Here is a 20,448-nt window from a genome sequence, read left to right as displayed (position 1 = left end):
TGTGTAAAGGAAACACAAAAAACTGAACCACCTGCAACAAACCGTGGACATACCCAAAACTACGGTGAGCCGCCTTCAGGTGTTATCAGGTTGATATGAAAAGTCCCGGCTCATCACACCAAATCAACCTTGAGCCTGCCAGGTACGGCAGGTTTCAATCGATCAGAATACGTGTGGGGCTACAATGACAATTTCTCTGATTGCTGGTAATGAACTCGGTTCGCAGGATTCATCCCGTAACATTCTTGACCGTCAGGATAGCACCGGCAAAAGTAGCACCGGCGCCGATGAGCACATCACCGTCAATGTTTCCAACGGTAACGTGCTGATCGAACATCAGGATGTCTATCTGCCAAGTATGGGAGAGGATTTTCGCCTCGTACGCACTTACAATTCCCGCGACGGTCACTCCGATGCCGGTGAATTTGATGGAGCACAATGGACACTCTCCAGCAGCGTTTCCATCCGGGTGGTTGTACCTGGTCACCTGATTGAAGTGGAATATGGTGATGGCTCCGTCTATTCCTTTGAGTATGACCGCAATCAAAAACTGTATGTTGCCACCGAAGGATCCGGCGCTTACGAGACCATCGAGTATGCCCATCCTCACGGATTCAATGATCCGGTGTATATTCTGACCCGGGCCGACCAGACTCAGTTGCAGTTCGACCACCACGGCCGCCTTGAGGCCTCCATCGACACCAATGGTGTGCGCATGGACTACATCTATGCCCATAACCGGTTAGTGCAGATCAAGGATGATCAGGGCCATCAAATCAATTATGAATACCATCATGGCTACCTGCACCGCATCACTGACGAAACCAATACCGTACTGGTGGAATACCATTATGTTGCCGGGCTGCTGACGGAAGTCATCGACCGCGCAGGACACAGCACCAAGTATTTCTATACCCCCAGCGGCTATCTCAGTCGCATCGAGCTGCCCTCTGAGCAACAGGTGGATGGCCAAACAGAACACTATCAGCGCCGGGTCATTTCATTTGACTATGCCCTGGTGCCCGGTGCAGCCGGTCCGGTAGTCAGCCGGATCATAGACGCCGAAGGCGGCGTCACCAGCTTTGAATATGACTTTGTCTCATTACCCGCCAATCGCCTCAGCGATCCGTTTCGCGAACACCCGCTCGACCACGGAGGCACTACCCGAGTGGTTGACGCTCTGGGTAATGCCCGGGCCTTTTCCAATGAGGCGATATATGTTCAGTGGCGTACTGAACATGGTTACTATAAATACTACAACGCCTGGGACCATCATCAGTTTTCCCAGACGGAAATGATTCGTGCCATGCATGCCGTTGAATTCAATTACTTAAGCAACGGCTATCTCAGCGATACGGTGGATCAACAGGGTTATCGGACTCACTACGAATACAACGCCAATGGCGATGTTACCGCCGTCACCAACGCCGATGGCTGGGCCATCACTCACAGTGACACGCTTTACTACCGCGACCTGCGGGCACAAATGGGCATTGTCGATGCCGCCGGCCAGGGTAAGCTGGCACGTCATCTGAACTGGCACGAAATCAATCAGCTGAGAGAAGCCTATACCAGCCACTATCAATACGATGACAACGGCAATCTGGTCTATGCAGAAGACAACAACGGTTCAATCACCACCTTCAAATACACAGAGTTCAATAAGCTACAATCATCAACCTCAGCTGAAGGTTATGCTCTGATCAACGGTAACACCGCTACCGATCAGGCCAAGCGGGTGGCACTGGGATTTGCTGCCGATTTAGCCGATCTGTCCGCACAGGACAAAGCGGATATTCTGGCGCTGTTCACCACCACCATGAGCTATGACGAACATCAGAACCTGATCCAGAAAACGGATCCCGGTGGTGACATGACGCGTTACGAATACGATGCCTATGGCAATGTATCGCGTCAGATTGTCTATCTCGACAGCAGCGATCTGAATAACCCGGAAACCCAGCAGATCACTCAATATTTCTACGATGCCTTTGGCAACAATATTGAAACCGTCGATCCGGAGGGCGTCCATACCTTCAATCGTTATGACCATTTTGGCAATCTGGTTGAAAAAATTGATGGTAACGGTGGCGTCACCTCCTACCGTTACGATGCCGACAACCGTCTTCTGTCCATGACTGATCCAGAGGGCAATACCACCTCTTACACCTATGACGCAGTCGGTAACCGCATCAGCATCACCGACGCCAACGGCAATACCACCATTCGTATCTATGACCTGAACAACCGTCTGGTGTCGGTCATCGAAACTTCGGCAACCGTTGATGAGCCGAATCATGTCAGCCGTTATTACTACGACCTTGTCGGTAACCAGACTAAAGTCATGGATGCCGAAGGACGGGTGACCACTTATCAATACAACACCCGCAATGAGCTGCTGGAGGTCACGACCCCAGTCGTTAAAAACGGCCAGAACGAAGCGGTTCAATATACCACCCACTATCAGTACGATGGTCTGGGTAACCGTATCAGCGTCGAAGACAACAACGGTGCGTTAACCGAGTTCGTCTATAACGCCGACGGCCTGATGGCCAGTCGCAAAGACAGCTACGGCCAGGTCACTCAATTCCAATACGACCAGAACAATAATCAGGTCGTCGTCGTGATCGGCGCGCAACTACCGGAGCTGCGCCGGCAGATACTGAAATACGTATTTGATGAAGAAAACCAGCTCATCATTCAGACTGACGCCGAAGGGGCCGAAAGCCGTTATGCCTATGACGCTGTCGGTAACCGGATTGCCGTTGTAGATGCACTGGGTTATACCACCGAGTACGAATACGACCACAACAATCGCGTGGTGCGTGAAATCAAACCCGCAGTAACAGACCCGACTACTGGTGAGGAGCAACGCTACACCGTTGAATATGGTTACGATAATAACGGCAATGCCGTTTCAGTCCGTAACGAAAACGGTGCCACCACCCATATCTATTTTGACAAAAACAACCGTCAGGCCCTGGTTGAAGATGCCAATGGCGTCTTTACCCGCTTCACCTACGATGCTGTTGGTCAGCGTACGAGTGTGGAAATCGGTGTTGATATTGTCCGAAACAGTCAGGGTGAACTGGTTATGGCCGAAAATGCCATTACCGGACAATCCGAATACCAGCTGGAAAACCTCGATAACGCCAAGATCACCAGCTATGTTTATGATGAATTCGGCAACCTGATTGCCGAAACGGACGGCGTTGGCAATGCACTGCAATACAGCAATCTGGCGCTGTATCAGCAACTACGCGAATCCATGGGCTATGAACGGCTGGTGGAAAACCTGTCCACTGCTGACCGGGCCGCCCTGCAGGAAGCCTACACCAAGCATTTCACCTATGACCGGGTGGGCAACCAGACCTCGGTCACCGATCACCTCGATCGCACCACCACCCTGACCTATGATGCCCTGAACCGGGCCATCAAACAGGTGAACGCTGCCGGCGATAGCCGTACTTCGCGTTACGATGGCAATAACAATCTGGTTTGGTCACAGGACGAAGCCGGGCGCATCAGCACTTATCAATATGATCTGTTGAACCGGCTCACGGCTACCACAGAAGCAGCCGGCACCGCCGTTGAAACCACAACCACACGCAGCTATGACACCTTTGGCAACCTGTTGACCCAGACCCGGGCCGCTGGCACCGCCGATGCCCGCAGTGTCAATTACAGCTACGACCTCAATAACCGGATGCTCAGCCAGACCAATGAAGAAGGTCACACCAGCCGCTATGAATACGATGCGCTGGGTCAGCGTCTGCGAGTAACCGATGGCCGAGGCAATAGCACCCGCTATGTGTATGACGCTCTGGGTCGCACAGTCAAAATGATTGATCCGCTCAGCTTCGAAACCCGTTATGAATATGACGGTGTCGGCAATCGCATCGGCATCATCGATGCCAACGGTCATCACAGCCGTTACGAGTTTGATCCCGGAAACCGTCTGATCAGCACCACCACGCAGATGGATGATGGTGAGAATCGCGTCACCACCTACCAATACAATATTCTGAGTCAGCAAATAGAAGTCAGAACCGCTGTCGGAACGGCCGCAGAAGCCATCTCCCGCTATTCCTACGATGCCCAGGGAAATCTGCGCGAAGTCATTGATGCTGAAGGCGGAGTGCGTACCCAGACATTTGATGCGGTCTACAATCAGATCACCAGTACTGACCAGAATGGCAACACTACCACAACGACATTTGATGCCCTGAACCGGGTCATCAAAGTGGTAGACGCCCTTGGGGGTGAAACCAACATCCGCTACGACGCAGTCGGCAACCGCTTATCCGTCACCGATGCCAACCACAACGTTCAAAGCTTTGAATACGACGAGAAAAACCGCCTGATCGTCCAGCGTACCGAAGCCGACGGCGTGGAAACTCATTACGGCTACGACCGGGTCAACAACCGCACCAGCATCACTTACGCTGCCAATACCGCCGCTGCCAGCACAGAAACCTTCGAATACTATGCCGATGATCAGCTGAAAGCGCAGATCGATGGCGAAGGTCATCGCACCAGCTTCGTCTACGATGAAGCCAACAACCGTACCATCGTGACAGATCCGGAAGGGTATCAAACCCTGTACGCCTATGATGCCAATAACCGCGTCGCCAGCATTACCGATCCGGAAGGCGGGCTGACCCGTTATGTTTATGATGGCAACGGCAACCGGATACAGGTCATTGATCCGGAAGGACATCGCCAAACCACCTACTACAACGCCGCCAATCAGGCGCTGTACACCATCGACGGCGAAGGCTATCTCACTTATTTCGAATATGATGCCGCCGGTAATCAGATTGCCAGAACCCTTTACGTCACACCGGTCAACGTACCGCAGACTGACGCTGAACTGACCACTCAGCCGATCATTAACGAGCAACCAGACCAGGATCAGCACACCCGTTTTGAATACGATCGTCTGAATCGTCTGACCGCTCAGGTGGATGCTGAAGGCTACCGCCGCGAATTCGGTTACGATGCCGTTGGCAATCAGATCCTGAGTCGCCAGTACATCACCCTCGACGGTTCGGTCGTCGCAGAACAACATACCTGGTTCGACGCTCTGAACCGTGCCACCCTACAACTGAGTGCCGAAGGCTATCTCAGCCAGTTCCACTATGATGCTTTGGGCAATATCACCCTGCGTGAATTGTTTGATACCCCCGTCAGCGTACCGGCTGATGGCCGGTTGCCGGAGCCGGTCAGCAATGATGTTGTCCGCCTCACGGAATATGCCTACGACCATAACAATCGTGTGATTCTGGAACGCAATCCGGCGGGGACCGAAACCCGCACGGTTTATGATGCCCGTGGTAACCGTATCGAACAGACCGAAGCCGCCGGTACCACAGATGCCCGGATCACAACCTTCAGCTATGACAAAGCCAACCGGTTGATCAGCCAGACAATGGCGGCCGGCACATCAATTGCGCTGACCACACGGTTCGACTACTACGCCGACGGTCAGATCAAAACCCAGTACCAGGCCTGGGGTTCAGCTGATCAGGTACAGACCGATTATCGCTACGACCGCAATAATCGTCTGATCGAAGCCCGCAAACCTTTTGGTGACGGTGAAGCCGTTGTCGAACGCTACGAATATGACGCCGCCGGCAATCGTATCGCCTGGATCGAGGCCTATGGCACTGCTGACCAGCGCAGCAGTTTTTATCGTTACGATGCCAAGAATCAGCTCATCGAAGAACGACTGCCTTTGCAGGGCAGCAGCCTGGTCACTCATCACTACGAATACGATGGTGCCGGCAACCGGATCAAAGCTGTTTTGGCAGTCGACAGTGCTGAGCAACGGGTTCAGCTGTGGCGTTATGACCGCGACAACCACCTGGTGGTCAGTATCGATGGCGAGCAAACCGAAACCCACTATCAATACGACGGTGCCGGAAATCGCACGGCCGTTATCGCCGATGCAACCGGTACCCCACGCACCGTCCATTACCAATATGATCTCGAAAACCGGGTTATTGCTTCCACCAGTGCCGAAGGTATCCGGTCCGAGTTCAGCTATGACCGTCTTGGCAACCAGACAGTTTCCCGTACATTGGTCGATGCAGATCAGAATCTCTGGGCTCAGACCCACGCCTATTTCGATATCCTTGGACGCCAAACCCACAGCATCAGCGCCGAAGGTTATCTGACCGAAAACCACTACGACGTGTTTGGTAACCTGCTGTCCCGAACCCTGTACGAAGAGCGAGTCAGCCTGCCGGCCGATGGCGAGCAGCCACAACCCCGGAGCGGTGATCAGGGTCGTGAAACCCACTACCGCTATGACAGCCTTAACCGTCAGATTCGCGAAATCCGGGCCGATGGCCTGATCATTGATACCGCCTACGATCTGCGTGGCAACCGTCGTTTCGTCTATCAGGGCGTGCAAGCCGATGGCAGTGCCCTGCGGACCATGGAGTACCGCTACAACGATGCCAATCATCTGATCGACCAGATAGAAGCATTGGGCTCAAACGAAGAACTAGGCACTCACTTTGAAGTCAACGCCTTTGGTAAAACAACCGCCCGATATGATGCCTGGGGTACCGCCGATCAGCGTGAAGCCCATTATCACTATGACCATCAGGACCGCCTGATCCGTCAGACTACGGTTCTGGCCGATGGCCACGAAATACACACCGACAGCCAGTACAATGCGCACGGTGACCTGGTGAAAACCATTCACGCAGCCGGCACTGATGAACAACGGACCATCAGCTACCGCTACGACGACAATGGCCGCATGATCGAACAGACCGATGCCAATCAGGTCAAAACCCGTTACCAATATGATGCTGTAGGTAACCGCACCGCTATCACCGTCAACGTCGGTGCTGATGACGCCAGAACCCAACATTATCGTTACGATCTCGATAACCGCCGTGTGGCCATGATTGATGCCATGGGAGTGGAGACCCGCTATCAACTGAACGGATTAGGCGACGTCGTTGCAGAAACCGTTAATCCGGATCAACTCTACGGTACCGAAGCGCGCACCATTCACTACCAGTACGATCTCGATAGTCGCATGACCCGGCAGGTCAGCGCCGAAGGTTATATCACTGAGTATGCCTACGACCGCCTTGGCAACCGGACCCTGACGCGGCAACAGGTGGATGGCGAGCAATACGCTGAAACCCGCGCGTACTTTGATATTCTCGGACGGCAGACTTATGAACTCAGTCCGGAAGGGCTGCTGACCCGTAACCAGTACGATGTATTTGGTAATGTCACCACCACTACTCAATACCGGGTTCCCGTCAGTGTCCCGGCAGAAGGTAATCCGCAGGCGCTGCCAGGCGATGAAGGTATCAGCGTCCACTACGAATATGATGCCCTGGACCGTCAGGTCCGTGAAATCCGCGCCGATGGGTTTATCACCGACACTCGCTACGATCTGCGCGGTAACCGCCGTTTCGTATTTGAAGGCGTTGATGTCGTTTCCGGTACTGCATTACGTACCAGTGAATTCCGCTACAACCTGGCCAATCAGCTGACTGACATGATCAGTGCTCAAGGCACAGAGCAGGAAATCACCACCCACTACGTGCTCAACGATTTTGGCAAAGCGGTGGCGCGTTTTGATGCCTACGACAACGCAGATCAGCGAGAAACCCGTTATCAGTATGACGGCAATGACAATGTCATCAGCGAGTCACTGGTACTGGGTCAGAATACCGATGGCACTGATCGCTTGCTGACCACGGAAACTCACTACAATGCCTTTGGCGAAGTCAGCAGCCGGACTGCCGCTGCCGGCAGTGCCGACGCCAGAACCACCCAATACCGCTATGATGCCGATGGTCGCTTGACCGATGAAATCAATGGCGAAGGCGAAATTACTCATTATCAGTACGATGCCGCCGGTAATCAGATTGCCGTGACCACGGCATACCAGACCGATGATGCACGAACCTCACGACAGCTGTTCGACCTGGACAACCGCAAAATCGCCAGCATCGATGCCGAAGGCGTCCGCACCGATTACCAGTACGATGGCCTGAGCCAGTTGATCCAGGAAACCCGTGCTGCCGGTACCACCAAAGCCCAGATCACCCACTATCAATACGATCTCGATGGACGACTGCAACAGGTCATCTCGCCACTTGGATTCACCACAAGTTACGAGTATGACCGACTCGGCAACCAGACCCGAATCACCCGCCAGGCGGACGATCCGGCAACACTGGGCAACGGAGAAGTCCGCTATGCGGTCACCTATCAATACTTCGACGTCCTGGGACGTCAGACCGGCACCCTGTCGCCACTGGGTTACTTGACGGTCAATCAATACGACGACCTGGGTCGCATGCTCAGCACCACCCAGTACACCACCCCGGTATCGGCTTACGGCGACGAGCTGCCGAAACCGGTCGACGGTGATACACAGCGGCAGACCCACTACCGTTATGACGCCCGCGATCAGGTCATCGAGGAAACCAATGCTCTCGGTGAGATCACCCGCTATCAATACGACCTGCGTGGTAACCGCACACGAGTGCTGGAAGCCGTGGATTCCGAAACGGGAGACAGCCAGCGCCAGACCGCGTATCAGTATGACTTAGCAGATCGTCTGATCGAACGGATTGACGGTTATGACAGCGACAATGCCTATCGCACCCGCTTTATTCTCAATGGTCACGGCGACACCATCCGTCAGATCAACGCGGCAGACAGTGATGAAGCCCGTGTGACCGAATACGCCTACGATCTGGCCGGCCGCGTGGTTGAGCAGAGGACCTGGTCAGACAACAGCCTTGCCGAAGCCGATATCCGCACTCATTATGTCTATGACGAAGCCGGTAACTTGATCACTCAGACAACCGGACGATGGGATGCCTCCAGCGGGCAATTGCTGGAAAGCCGGCAACAGCATTTCCAACACGATCTCAATAACCGGGTCACCGACGAAATCAACGGTGCCGGCGATATCAGCCATTACGTCTATGACGCTCTGGGCAATCGTATTCAAAGCAGCCTGGGCTACGGCACAGCCAGTCAGCGTGATGACTATTTTGAATTTGACCTGGAAGGTCGGGTCGTGCGTGCTATTGATGGCGAAGGCAGCGTCAGCGAATACCGCTACGACGCCCTCGGCAACAAGATCAAAACCATTCAGGCCGCAGGCGTTACGGGCCAAGAGCGCGTCACCACGTATCAATATGACCTGCAAAACCGCTTGTTGGCGGTGATCGATCCGGAAGGGGGTAAAACCGAATACCAATACGACGACCTTGGCAATCAGATACAGGAAACCAACGCCAACGGCGGGGTGCAGCATAATACCTTCGACATCCTCGGTCGCATGGTCGTCAGTGTCTCCGCCGGCGGTATTAAAACCGTCCACGAGTACGATGCACTGGGTAATCTGATCATAGAACGTCAGGGCCAGGATGATGGTCAGGGCATCTCCAGCAAGTCGTTCTACGGCAATCATTTTGCTGAAACCCGGCACGAATACGACATTCGTGGCAATGAAACCATGACCACGGATCCGCAGGGCTTCAGTACCCGGATCAGCTATAACGCATTTAACGAACAGATCACAGTCGAAAACGGTCTGTACCTCGGCACAGATGCCACGCTCCAGGCACTGCAACAGGTGAACACCTCGCGGTTCGAATACGATGCCGCCGGTCGTCTGATCAGCATGACCGATGCTGCCGGCAGCGAAACCCGTTATACCTACAATGCCAGCGGTGATCGCATCACCGAAACCGTGGCGGCCAATGGCTTTGCCAATACCGAGCCCCGCACGACCCGCTATGAATACGATCAGGCCGGACGCCAGGTTCGTATCGTCAGCGCCGGTGGCAGCGTCACAGTACATACCTACAACGCCGCCGGTCAGAAATCCGCTACCGCGATTCTGCAATCTGGTGAAGGGGATGCTCAGATCTGGAGCACCACACGCTACACCTACAATGGCCTGGGTAAGGTTGAAACCGAAACCGATGACTATGGCGTGCAGACCCGTTATCAATACGATGCGGTCGGCAACCTGACCGACACATGGGTTGCCTGGGGTACTGACGACCAGCGTCATACGGCCATGGAATATGACCTAAACAATCACAAAACCGCCGACATTGATGGTCTGGGTCATCGTACCCTGTATACCTATGATGCACTCGGCAACCAAACGTCGGTCACCGATGCCGAAGGACATACCGCCTACTACTATTTCAATCTGCGTAATGAGCTGCAATTGATGGTGGATGGCTCCGGTGCCGTTACCCGTATGGAATACGATGCTGCCGGCAATGTCATCATGACCCGACAGTACGCCACCCGCATAGACCTGAACAGTCTCGCCCAGAATGCCCGGTTAAGTCTGACGGAAGTCAGCGCTCTGATTGTGGAAGACGCAAACCGCGACAGAACCGTTTCCAGCCTGTTTGATCAAAATGGCAACGAACTGACCCAGATTTCCGCAGATGGCCGGATCACTGAAAAACATTATGACGCTGCCAACAACCTGATGACCGAAATCCATTGGGACAGCAGCGGTCAGCACAGCCGTACCATGCGCTACGAGTACGACCTGAACAATCGCGTCACCCGCTTTACTGATGTTGACGGCACTGTGACCGAGTTTGGTTATGACGGTGCCGGCAACAAGGTCCGCCAGACGATCATCGCCGCCACCGGTTCGTCAGACCCTCATGCTGTGCGGGTCACCGAATACCAGTACGACCTCAACAATCGTCAGACGGGCGAACTGTTTGATCCAAACGGTTTGCACATTCTGCAGCGTTACGAATACGATCTGGCTGGTAACAAGGTTGCCTATATCGACGCTAACGGTCACCGCAGCAGCTATCAGTATGATCAGAATAACCGGGTATCACTGGAAACCAACGCTCTGGGCGACCAGACCGAATATCGTTATGACCGCGCCGGCAATCAGGTGTACAAACGCGATCCTCGCGGTGGTGTCTATACCTATGATTTCGACGCCGCCAACCGGATGATCCGCGAGCACTCTCCAGAAGCTGTGGTTACCCGTTATGATGCCATCGCCGGCGATTGGGTCACCAACACCGAATCACGCGTGGTTGAACATCACTATGATGCCCTTGGTCATGAGGTACAGACCATCGATGCCGACGGCTACAAAACCACGCGCTGGTTCGACGCCAACGGCAATCAGACCGGCGAGCTCAATGCCCGAAACGTTTATACCGGTTTTGAATACAATGCCTTTGGGGAACAGACCGCACGCCACGAGTATCTGCAATATCTGGGAGCGGCAGCTCACAACACAGACATTCAGCCTCAGCCCGGTGATACCAACAAAGTCACCACGCGGATGCGCTATGACGACAACGGCCGGCTGTTGGAAACCCGTTATGCCGACATTGAACACTACACTCTGAACACCACATCCGGACAACCTTCAACCATCTCCAGTGATACAGCCATTACGGAGCAGTATCACTATGACGAATGGGGTAACCTGGCCTGGCAGGCCGACCGTAATGGCCATAAATCCTGGTTCTATTACGACAGTAAAGACCGTCAGGTTGCTCAGATCGACGCCATGGGTTACCTGACCGAAACCGTCTATGACGCCCAGGACAACATCCTCGAACAGTACCAGTACAGTTCTCCGGTCGACACCACCGGCCTCACCGGCGGTCGCCTGCCGGAAGGCGGATTGTTTGAAGGTGGTGCAAACGGTGGTCTCAGTTTTGTAAATGGCAGCAATGTTCAGGTCTATCACCTGACCCGCCGTTATGACGCCGCCAACCGCATGATCAGCGAAACCACTCCGGCCATTACGACGTTCACCCGCGCTGGTGGTAGTCTGCTGACCCGGGTCACGACTGAATTCGCTTACGACCAGAATGGCAACCAGATCGCCAAAACCCGGGCGGCTAACATCGCCGGACAGAGCGTCACGGAATACTTCTATTTTGACGCCGCCAACCGCATGATCGCCGCCGTTGATGAGAAACACGTACTGACCGAAATCCGCTATGACGGCAACGGCAATACCGTCCTGCAAGCCCGCTATAACGGCCGGGTCAGCTCCACCGATTTTCTGCATGAGAGTCTGGCCAGCCTCAAAGCCCAGGTCAGCGCCGGCTCCGGTCATCAGATTATCGAAAAAAGCTACGATGGCTTTAACCAGTTAACCCAGGAAATCCAGAAAATCGACGGTGGTTCCGCCATCAGTGGTGCACCGTTCGACAGCAACGACCTGGTCACGCAGTATGGTTACGATGGTCTTGGGCACGAAACGGTGAAAAGCGTCCTGGAAACCCAGGCCATCATTAATTTCCGCAACAGTCAGAACAACCGTTTAAGCGGTGATCGCCGGTTCCAGGTGGATAATGCCTACGTCACCCGCAATGCCTATGATGGTATGGGCAACCTGATCCGCATGCAGTCACCCGATGGCACCGGATCCATCTTCCAGTACGACACCCGCAACAACCAGACGCTGGCGTATACCGGAGAAGTCAGCAGCTATCCGGAAATGGCCAGCAATATCGCCGTGGAAGTGGCCGATACCCTTAATATCAGTTGGCAGGGCAGCCCTCGCGCCTACGTGGTCAGCTACAGTGGTTCCCGTGCCGCTGCCGTGGACAGTGACGGCAACATCAACTGGAACGCACTCGAAGGCAACGGTGCCAGCAAAACCGGCATCACCGGCAACCAGAGCGCGTCATTGGCTTTGGAAGCAGGAGAAACCCGTTATTTCCGTGTCGTCTCGGTGGGGATTGGCGGCAACAAAACCGTCTCCGAGGAATACAAAGTCACCATGCCGGCGGTATATGAGTCAGTCAGCATCAGCCAGTCCGGTGATCATCTGGCCGCGCAGGTCCACTTCAACAGCAGTGTCGAGCAACCTGTCATCGTGATTGGTGGCCAGAGTTACAGTCTGGTTGCCATGGGCGGCAATGACTATCGTGCCGAACTGCCTGCCGGCCTGAACGCCGGACAAAACTACCGGATCCAGTGGCAGAGCACCGGTCAGAGCTACAGCAGCGATGCCATCAGCCTGGCGTCACCGGAAACTCATACGGTGACACATTCAAGCTACGACATCACTCTGAACAGCTCCACCGATGGCAATACGTTCAACATCAGCTATACCCCGGTATTGCCACAAAACCTGGGCGATTACAGCAGCCTCGCCCTGGTGTGGCAGCAAATCCTGCCGGAAGACTCCACTGATACCGCCTATGTCGGCTCGCGGGTTCTGTCGCCCGACGATATCGCTGCCGCACAGGCGGATCCGGATAATGCCGATGTTGCGGTCTTCCCATTAGCACTTGAAGACCTGCCGGAAGGTGAATATCAGGTGTCACTGGTGATCACCAACTCAAACGGCCAGCAGGTTCTCGACCGATTCACACAGACACTGTCTGCTACCGACTTCACCACAGACCCGGTGGTCAGTGTAGAACGAACCAACCTGAGCCTTGGGCTCTCTGGTGCGCTGGAACAAACGGAATACGCCAGCGTACTGATCGTTGACGGTCAGACCGCCGCCACCAGCCGCGCCGGAAGCGAACTCCAGTATGCTGACCTGAACGGCGCAGCAAGCTACCAGCTGTACATGGGCACTGAAGTGGGTAACCCCTACACCCTGTCCATCCACAACGACCTGATCAGCACCACTGGCGAAGACGAAGAAGGCAACCCGATTGAGCTGCCATCACATTACAACAGCCAGATTCAACTGGCGCTGGACAGCCTGTTACGCAGTGACATGGATGCCGACGGACTACAACTTTACTGGCGTGAAGCCGGCAGCGGGCTGAGCTTTGAGCATCAGATCGCACTGACCGCTGATGCCGACGGCAACTATCAATACAGCCTGGATGAACTGCCATTGACTGGCGAATACGACCTCAAACTGGCCTACCACAACCAGGCTGGAGAAGAAGTATTAGTCGCCTGGGTACGCTATGACGTCACCCAAACCGACAACACCTGGGCCGACCAACGTGCGCTGACCATTACCAACCGCGAAGAAAACGGCCAAATCAACCTCAGTGGCGGTCAATACAGTGTCTCTCCTGGTTTGTATACCGGTGCCATTCCGGTCGACCAGATCGCTCTGAGTATTGCCCATGAAACCGTCGCCAACAGCCATTCCGGGGAATATCAGGTCACCGGCGAAGACACCGGCTATTTCACCAAAAACGAATACGATGTTCTGGGAAATCTGATTGCCAGTAACTCCGATACTGGCCTGTGGCGTCGTTATCAGATCGATGCCATGGGCAACCAGTTGGCGAGCTACGAATATGGCTCCGAGGCTGCGGAACAGTCCGGTCAATCGGCCCATATCAGCTACACCGCCTATGATGAACTCAACCGCGAGACCAGCGGCTGGAGTGTCAAAGCCCCGAATAATGGCAGCGGCACTGCCACTCATGGCGTCAGCCACAAAACCTACGACTTCAACAACAAGCTGATTCGCGAGGATCTCGCTGGCGGTGGGTACATCACCTATCAATACAATGCCGTCGGACTGTTGGAGAAGACCGTACACCATGCCGCTTCAGGCGGTGTGGAACAGCAGGAAACCATTAAATATGATGCCCTCGGCCGCGAGACCGGGCGCTATCAGGGTGCGGGTGACGGCATCGAAAACGTCTACGACGAATACGGTAACCTGCGTTATCAATACGCCGTCGATCCGAATGGCAACCTGCCGGATGGAGTCATCGAATATCGCTACGATGCCCTTGGACGCAAGATCCAGCAGGTTGAGAACAGCAATACCACCCAGATCAACCGAACCGTCTACGACAACGCTGACCGCATTATCCAGCAGACCCAGGGCAGCATGACCACAACCTTCCTGCTCGACAGTCGTGGCAATCGTCTACAGGTCACTCATCCAAACAACCATAAAGTTGTGGAAATCTATGACGAACTGGGCCGGGTGATCAGCCGCATCGATACAGAGAGTGGACGACTCAACGTCGACAGCCTGGACTACGATGCCTACGGCAACCTGATCCGTTCCCGTGATGGCAACGGCTACACCACCAGTAAAGTCTATGGCCCCTACCAGCGACTGCTGCAGGAAACCGATGCCGACGGCCGCACGACGTATTTTGAATACGACCGTTTCGGTCGCCAGATCCTGGAACGAGCAGGCGCTCATAGTTATAGCTACGGCGTATCCGTAGGTGCCAAAAATATCAGCCGCAGCTACGATGACCGTGGCCGCCTGATCGAAATCAACGATCACAGCACCGGTGTCAAAACCAAATACCAGTACGACCAGGATGGTCACCGCATCCGCGAAATACGCACCCGGACCGGCGACTACAGCAATAACGAAGCCGACATTCATTACGAATACAACTACAACGGCGACATGACCTTCTGGCACGACGACCACCGTAACGTGGCCATGCGCTATGCCTACGACGCCAGCGGACAACTGATCCAGGTGCAGGGCTGGGACAACTACGAGTCAGAAAGCAATAAAGGCACTCAGACCACTCACCTGCAATACCAGTGGCACAACGGCAAACTCACCGCCATGCTCGACCACGTATCCGGTGAACACCAGTACTACACCTACTACAGCAACGGCCTGCGCAAAACCTGGGACGATGGTGGCACCGTGCGCACCTACACCTATAACGCTAACGGCCAGGTCACCCAGGCCACCTGGCGGCAGGGCAACAGCCAGTGGAAAGCCACCTGGCAATACGATGCCCTTGGCAACGTCACCCAGTACCACGAATACGAGAACAACAGCGAACGCAAGCGTCAGGTCAGCAACTACAACGCCGAAGGCACCCTCAACACCCGGACTGAAAGCTGGCAGGCCAAATACGATGGCAATGACAGCGACAGCCGTTCCGTTACCCTCAACAGCTACGACGTTACCGGTCGTCTGACCAAAACCGACATCCGCAGTTATGAAGGCCGGGATGGTAAACAAACCAGCCATATCTGGGACGACATCTCCGAAAGCCGTGCCGGATTAAAACTGCGTGAAACCCTGAACGGCGACAGTGTCAAAAAAGCCAGCACCCAAACCACCACCACCAGTTTCAGCTATGACGCCAACGGTCATATGACGTCCTTCAGCAAGTCCAAAGACACCAATGGCCAGACTGAAACCGGCAACTTCCAGTACAACAACGATGGTCAAATCGTCTTCCGCCGTATCGACCCGGCCGACAAAGACCTGAAAACCCATCAGCGCAACTACTTCTATGCCAATGGCAACGCTGTCGGTGATAAAGGCACCGACGACAAAGGCCACAGCGTGGTCAATCTCGGCACCGAAGGCTACAACCCGGTGAAAAACCTGGGCGACGACTTCCCGTCCAGTGCTCTGAGCAGCTTTACCGCCACTGGCGGTGAAACCCTGCGTCAGGTCGCAGCCTCCCTGCTGGGCAATGCCAACCTCTGGTTCATCCTGGCCGAAGCCAATGGCCTGAGCGGCTCAGACAGCCTGAAAGCCGGGCAGACCATCACCATCCCCAACAGCGTCGAAAGCGGCAAGATCGACTCCGAAACCCACAAACTCTACAACGAGAGTGAGATCATCGGCTCCACCATGCCGAACGTCCGGCAAAAAGCGAAGAAGAAAAAGTGCGCCAGCTTCTTCATGATCATCGTCGCCGTTGTCGTCATTGCCGTCGCCACCTTCCTGCTGCCGGGTCTCGGAACCGCACTGGCAGGCAGCCTGTTTGCCGGACTCGGAGCAACAGCCGCCACCGTCGCCGGTTATGCCCTGGCCGGCGCCATATTGTTTGCCGGCGCGGAAGTGGTACGCCAGGGCGTAGGCATTGCCCTGGGATTGCAGGAAGGATTTGACTGGAAAGCCGTTGGCAAACAGGCCATTGTCGGTGCATTGACCGGGGCCGCCAGTGGCTTTGGGGCGGCAGCACAGGCAGCCAATTCCACCGCCAAAATCCAAAGTATTGCCAAAATCGCCCAACCGGCCCTCAAAGCAGCAGCTGCTGCGGTACAGGCCATGGATGAAAACGGCCATATCACCAACTGGAGTGGTGTGGCCCTGGCCGCCATCGGAGCCAGCGAACTGACGGGTAAAGGCGCGCTCAGCACCAGCCTCAACTTTATTAAAGAAAACAGCAGCTACATCAGCCCCTGGTTGAACCTGGCGGAAACCGCCATCCGCAACGATGGCAAACTCACCGCCGGTGACTGGGTCGGTGCCATTGGCGGTACGATTACTGCCGTGATTGATGCCCATGTGGGAGTTAGCGGAGACAAAAGCGACTTTAAGTCCACTCTGGACGGACTGGTCAACCGCAGTGCCCTGAAAACCATTACCGCCGGAGCATTGAGCCTGATCGATGAAGATGCCGCCTACAGCTATTTCGAAAACGCCGTCGGCTCCGAAGTCGGGAACTTCATTGGTGGTGGCATTACCAATGCAATCAAAGAAAGCGGCTGGTATCAGGACTTCACCAACTGGGGCAATACCCGACTGAACAACCTCCGCGAAGCCGACCGATACATCGACAAACTCGATAAAGCTTACAACCTCACCCCGGACGAAAAAGTGGCCATTCGCCAGCAGGCCGTCAATGGCGCTTTTAAACCGAACTACGTGTTACAGGAAGGCCTGGCCACTGGAGAGGAAAAGGCATACGGCAAATACCAGAACGGCACCATTACCCTCGACAATGATCTCGTGGAACGGGCCAAAACCGATCCTGCGGCAGCAGCAACACTGTACGGCGTCATCAATGAAGAGCGCGGTCACCAGTTCGCCTCAGCACTGGAACAACTCAGAGGGATTGACGACCTGAAATACGATGAAGGGGCCATTGTCGGTGCCCAGTTCGTCGCCGAAGCCGCTCAACTGGCCGGTACCGGAGACTTCAGCTTCAGTGTCGATCTGGGTAACGGCAGTCAAAGCTTCAGCTTCAGCGGCGTGGACGCGGTGAATACCTTGAATACGCAGTTTACGATGGAGCGGATTATTAAGGATGCGAAATTATCAGGTGCGGAATATCAAGAAACCCCGGATGCAGGTTTTACTCCAACTGGCCAACCAACTAGTGTCGACGCGACACAAATAGAAGCTTTCATGAAACAAGTAGCCACTCTTGGAGGGCTAACGTTTAGTGGTGGTGAGCCGAGTAAACTAACCGAAGGGGATCTGTCTCGAAGTGATCTGATGTTCAGTACCCTGGCCCTGGCCGGTGGCCAGATGGACAATGAAGCCTTCGATAAATTGATGGCAGACATGGGGCTGGAAGGTGACCAGGCAAGGGCTGTCTGGCAAGTACTGTTCTCAGGTGAAACGGATCCGACAGAACTGAAGGCACTGGCAGCAAAAGAACTCAATCCCTCCGACAGTTGGTGGGGACGCAGAGCTGACGATGTTGCCAGTTGGTGGGGTGGAGACGAGCAAAATTCGTTTATGGACGCCATTGATCGCTATATCGACGGTGGTCTGACTAAGAAGGATTTGTTCAACGAGTTATTATATGAACCATTAGAGTCCTCAGAATTCTGGAGTGATGTAGGTACCCGAACTCTCGGTGGCGTACAAGGTGTATTTGGTGTCGTTGAGGGTGTTGGTGGAGCCATTGTCGTTGGAGCGACAGGATGGACCGGAGTTGGAGGAGTAGGCGGCGCATTAGCAATGGTCAACGGTGCTGACAATACCGTTGCCGGCTTTACGACCATGTTTACTGGTGAACAAACCAAGACTCTATTAGAAACCGGGTTAACAAAGATTGGGTTGTCAGATGGTCAAGCTGCTTTGGCCTCGGCTATTTTTAGTTTGGGTGCAGGAGCCATGGCGGCAAGCGCTCGGATTGGTCAGATGGGAACATTGGCAACCAAGGGAGTGACGGTAGGTGGCCGTAACATAGACAATCTGCTGGAAACAATGGCAGATTTGAATGGCCTGAATAGAGGTCAGGCATTGAATTTGGGCAATACAGGCAGAGCCACTACTAAAGCTATAGAAAACGTGATAGATGATACGGCTGAAGAGTCCTTTACTACGTTTTATCATGGTACAACTGCGGATGTGGCTACGAATATCCGTAAGGCAGGAATAGATTTATCGGAAGGTAGTGAGTTAAGTGATTTTGGGCAAGGCTTTTATATGACCACTTCGAAAGAGGAAGCGCTTAAGTCCGCTGGGAGAGGCCTAGATCCATCTGTTCCATTAGATGTTGTGGAATTCCGGATTCCTAATTCAGAACTTTCTGAATTGCAACGCTTAACATTCAATAGTGCCGAAGAGTCCTGGCAAGATTTTGTGAAATTTCATAAGACGTATGGGCCAGATGAGTTGTTACATGGTGGTACCCCATATGATTTGGTAGAGGGACCTTTATTCAGAAGATATTCCGGCCCAGACAAAACTCCCATTCCATGGCTAGACCGAGCTAATCAGACAAGCATCCATACTGAAAAAAGTGTAGAGTTATTTGATCGATACATGCTTAAGACGGAGTAAAAATGGAACCTCTTTTGCCAACAGATGAAGATACTAATCTATTTTTTGATGATGTGATAATAAGGCTCGTTTCTGATTTAGGATATTCCAAAGTAAGAGCGAATGAGATAACGCACGAGTTCTATTCAAAATTCACAGATAAGGAATATTGCGATAGTTTGGGTATTGGACTACATGATGACGACTTATTTTTTCATGATGGTGTGGGAGGTGTAGCTTTGAAGATATATTATTATTTAGATTTAAAAGGTGATCCTGACCCAGTTAAGTTTAAGCAATGGCGAGCTAGTCGATATCGATCTTAAAAAACAGCTGATATATGGAGGTTACACTTGGCCGTTCTCATTGAAGCCTTGTCTATTGTTATCCGATGCGAAGCAATTGTTAAGAAATTTTCTGGAGGGGTAGAAGCTTTTATGGCTGCTCTTCCAAATAAAACTCTTTGCTCTGATGGTGAGTTAGCTTGTGTCAACTTTATGGTTCCTAAGGATGTTCAGGCTTATGTTGAATATCTGAAGGCTAATGGGCTGACCTTCAAACAGTCTGATAAGTCTATCGATATCGTCGTTGTCGATCAGCAAAGAGGGATGACAACTCTTTGCGATTGGGCTGACTTTGGTGAAACAGATTGGAATAATAATCCAGATCAGCCTATATCGGTTTGCTGTGCAAGGCCAACAAAGCTAAATAATGTTGTTGTGCCTGAAGGCTGGAATTACGAAAAATCGCTGAGTGCTAATTATAAATACTTTGATGGTAAACAGATTCCAGAAGACTTGAAACTTGTTCGAAGCGAAAATGAAATAGATGTCCTGCTTGATGAAAAAACAGGGCAAGAGTTTTATGTTCGTCGAAGCTAATACAGTCAAGGGTTTAGAACAGCTTGAAGTATTGTTGAGAATCCCAGCCGTTTGGCTGGGATTTTTATATCAAGTGTTTATTCGGTGGTCCGCCGAGTGGTGACACGAGGGTGTTCA

3 protein-coding genes are annotated in these 20,448 nt (G+C 53.4%); all 3 read left to right on the top strand.

The window, feature by feature from the left end; translation table 11 throughout:
- Nucleotides 1-184 precede the first annotated feature (184 nt).
- The 3 genes from YC6258_RS02815 to YC6258_RS02805 are packed head-to-tail and all read left to right on the top strand — an operon-like array spanning nt 185 to nt 20,331.
- The gene (locus YC6258_RS02815) at nt 185-19,471 is read left to right on the top strand and encodes a DUF3990 domain-containing protein (RefSeq protein WP_044615700.1); all 19,287 of its coding nucleotides are present in this window, start codon (nt 185-187) and stop codon (nt 19,469-19,471) included.
- Nucleotides 19,472-19,473: 2 nt separating this feature from the next.
- A complete protein-coding gene (locus YC6258_RS02810) occupies nt 19,474-19,776 on the top strand; it encodes a hypothetical protein (protein WP_044615699.1) in 303 nt (100 codons plus the stop codon).
- Nucleotides 19,777-19,803: 27 nt separating this feature from the next.
- Nucleotides 19,804-20,331: a hypothetical protein gene (locus YC6258_RS02805; protein ID WP_044615698.1), complete on the top strand. Its 528-nt coding sequence runs from the start codon at nt 19,804-19,806 to the stop codon at nt 20,329-20,331.
- Nucleotides 20,332-20,448 lie beyond the last annotated feature (117 nt).

It is taken from the genome of Gynuella sunshinyii YC6258 (assembly GCF_000940805.1).
GTDB lineage: Bacteria > Pseudomonadota > Gammaproteobacteria > Pseudomonadales > Natronospirillaceae > Gynuella > Gynuella sunshinyii.
Note: the sequence above shows the minus strand (reverse complement) of the source record. Positions and strands in the feature narration are given on the sequence as shown.

What these genes read in the sequence shown, in the direction of transcription:
- YC6258_RS02810 (WP_044615699.1), top strand. Translation starts at nt 19,474, where the DNA reads ATGGAACCTCTTTTGCCAACAGATGAAGATACTAATCTATTTTTTGAT.
- YC6258_RS02815 (WP_044615700.1), top strand. Translation starts at nt 185, where the DNA reads ATGACAATTTCTCTGATTGCTGGTAATGAACTCGGTTCGCAGGATTCA.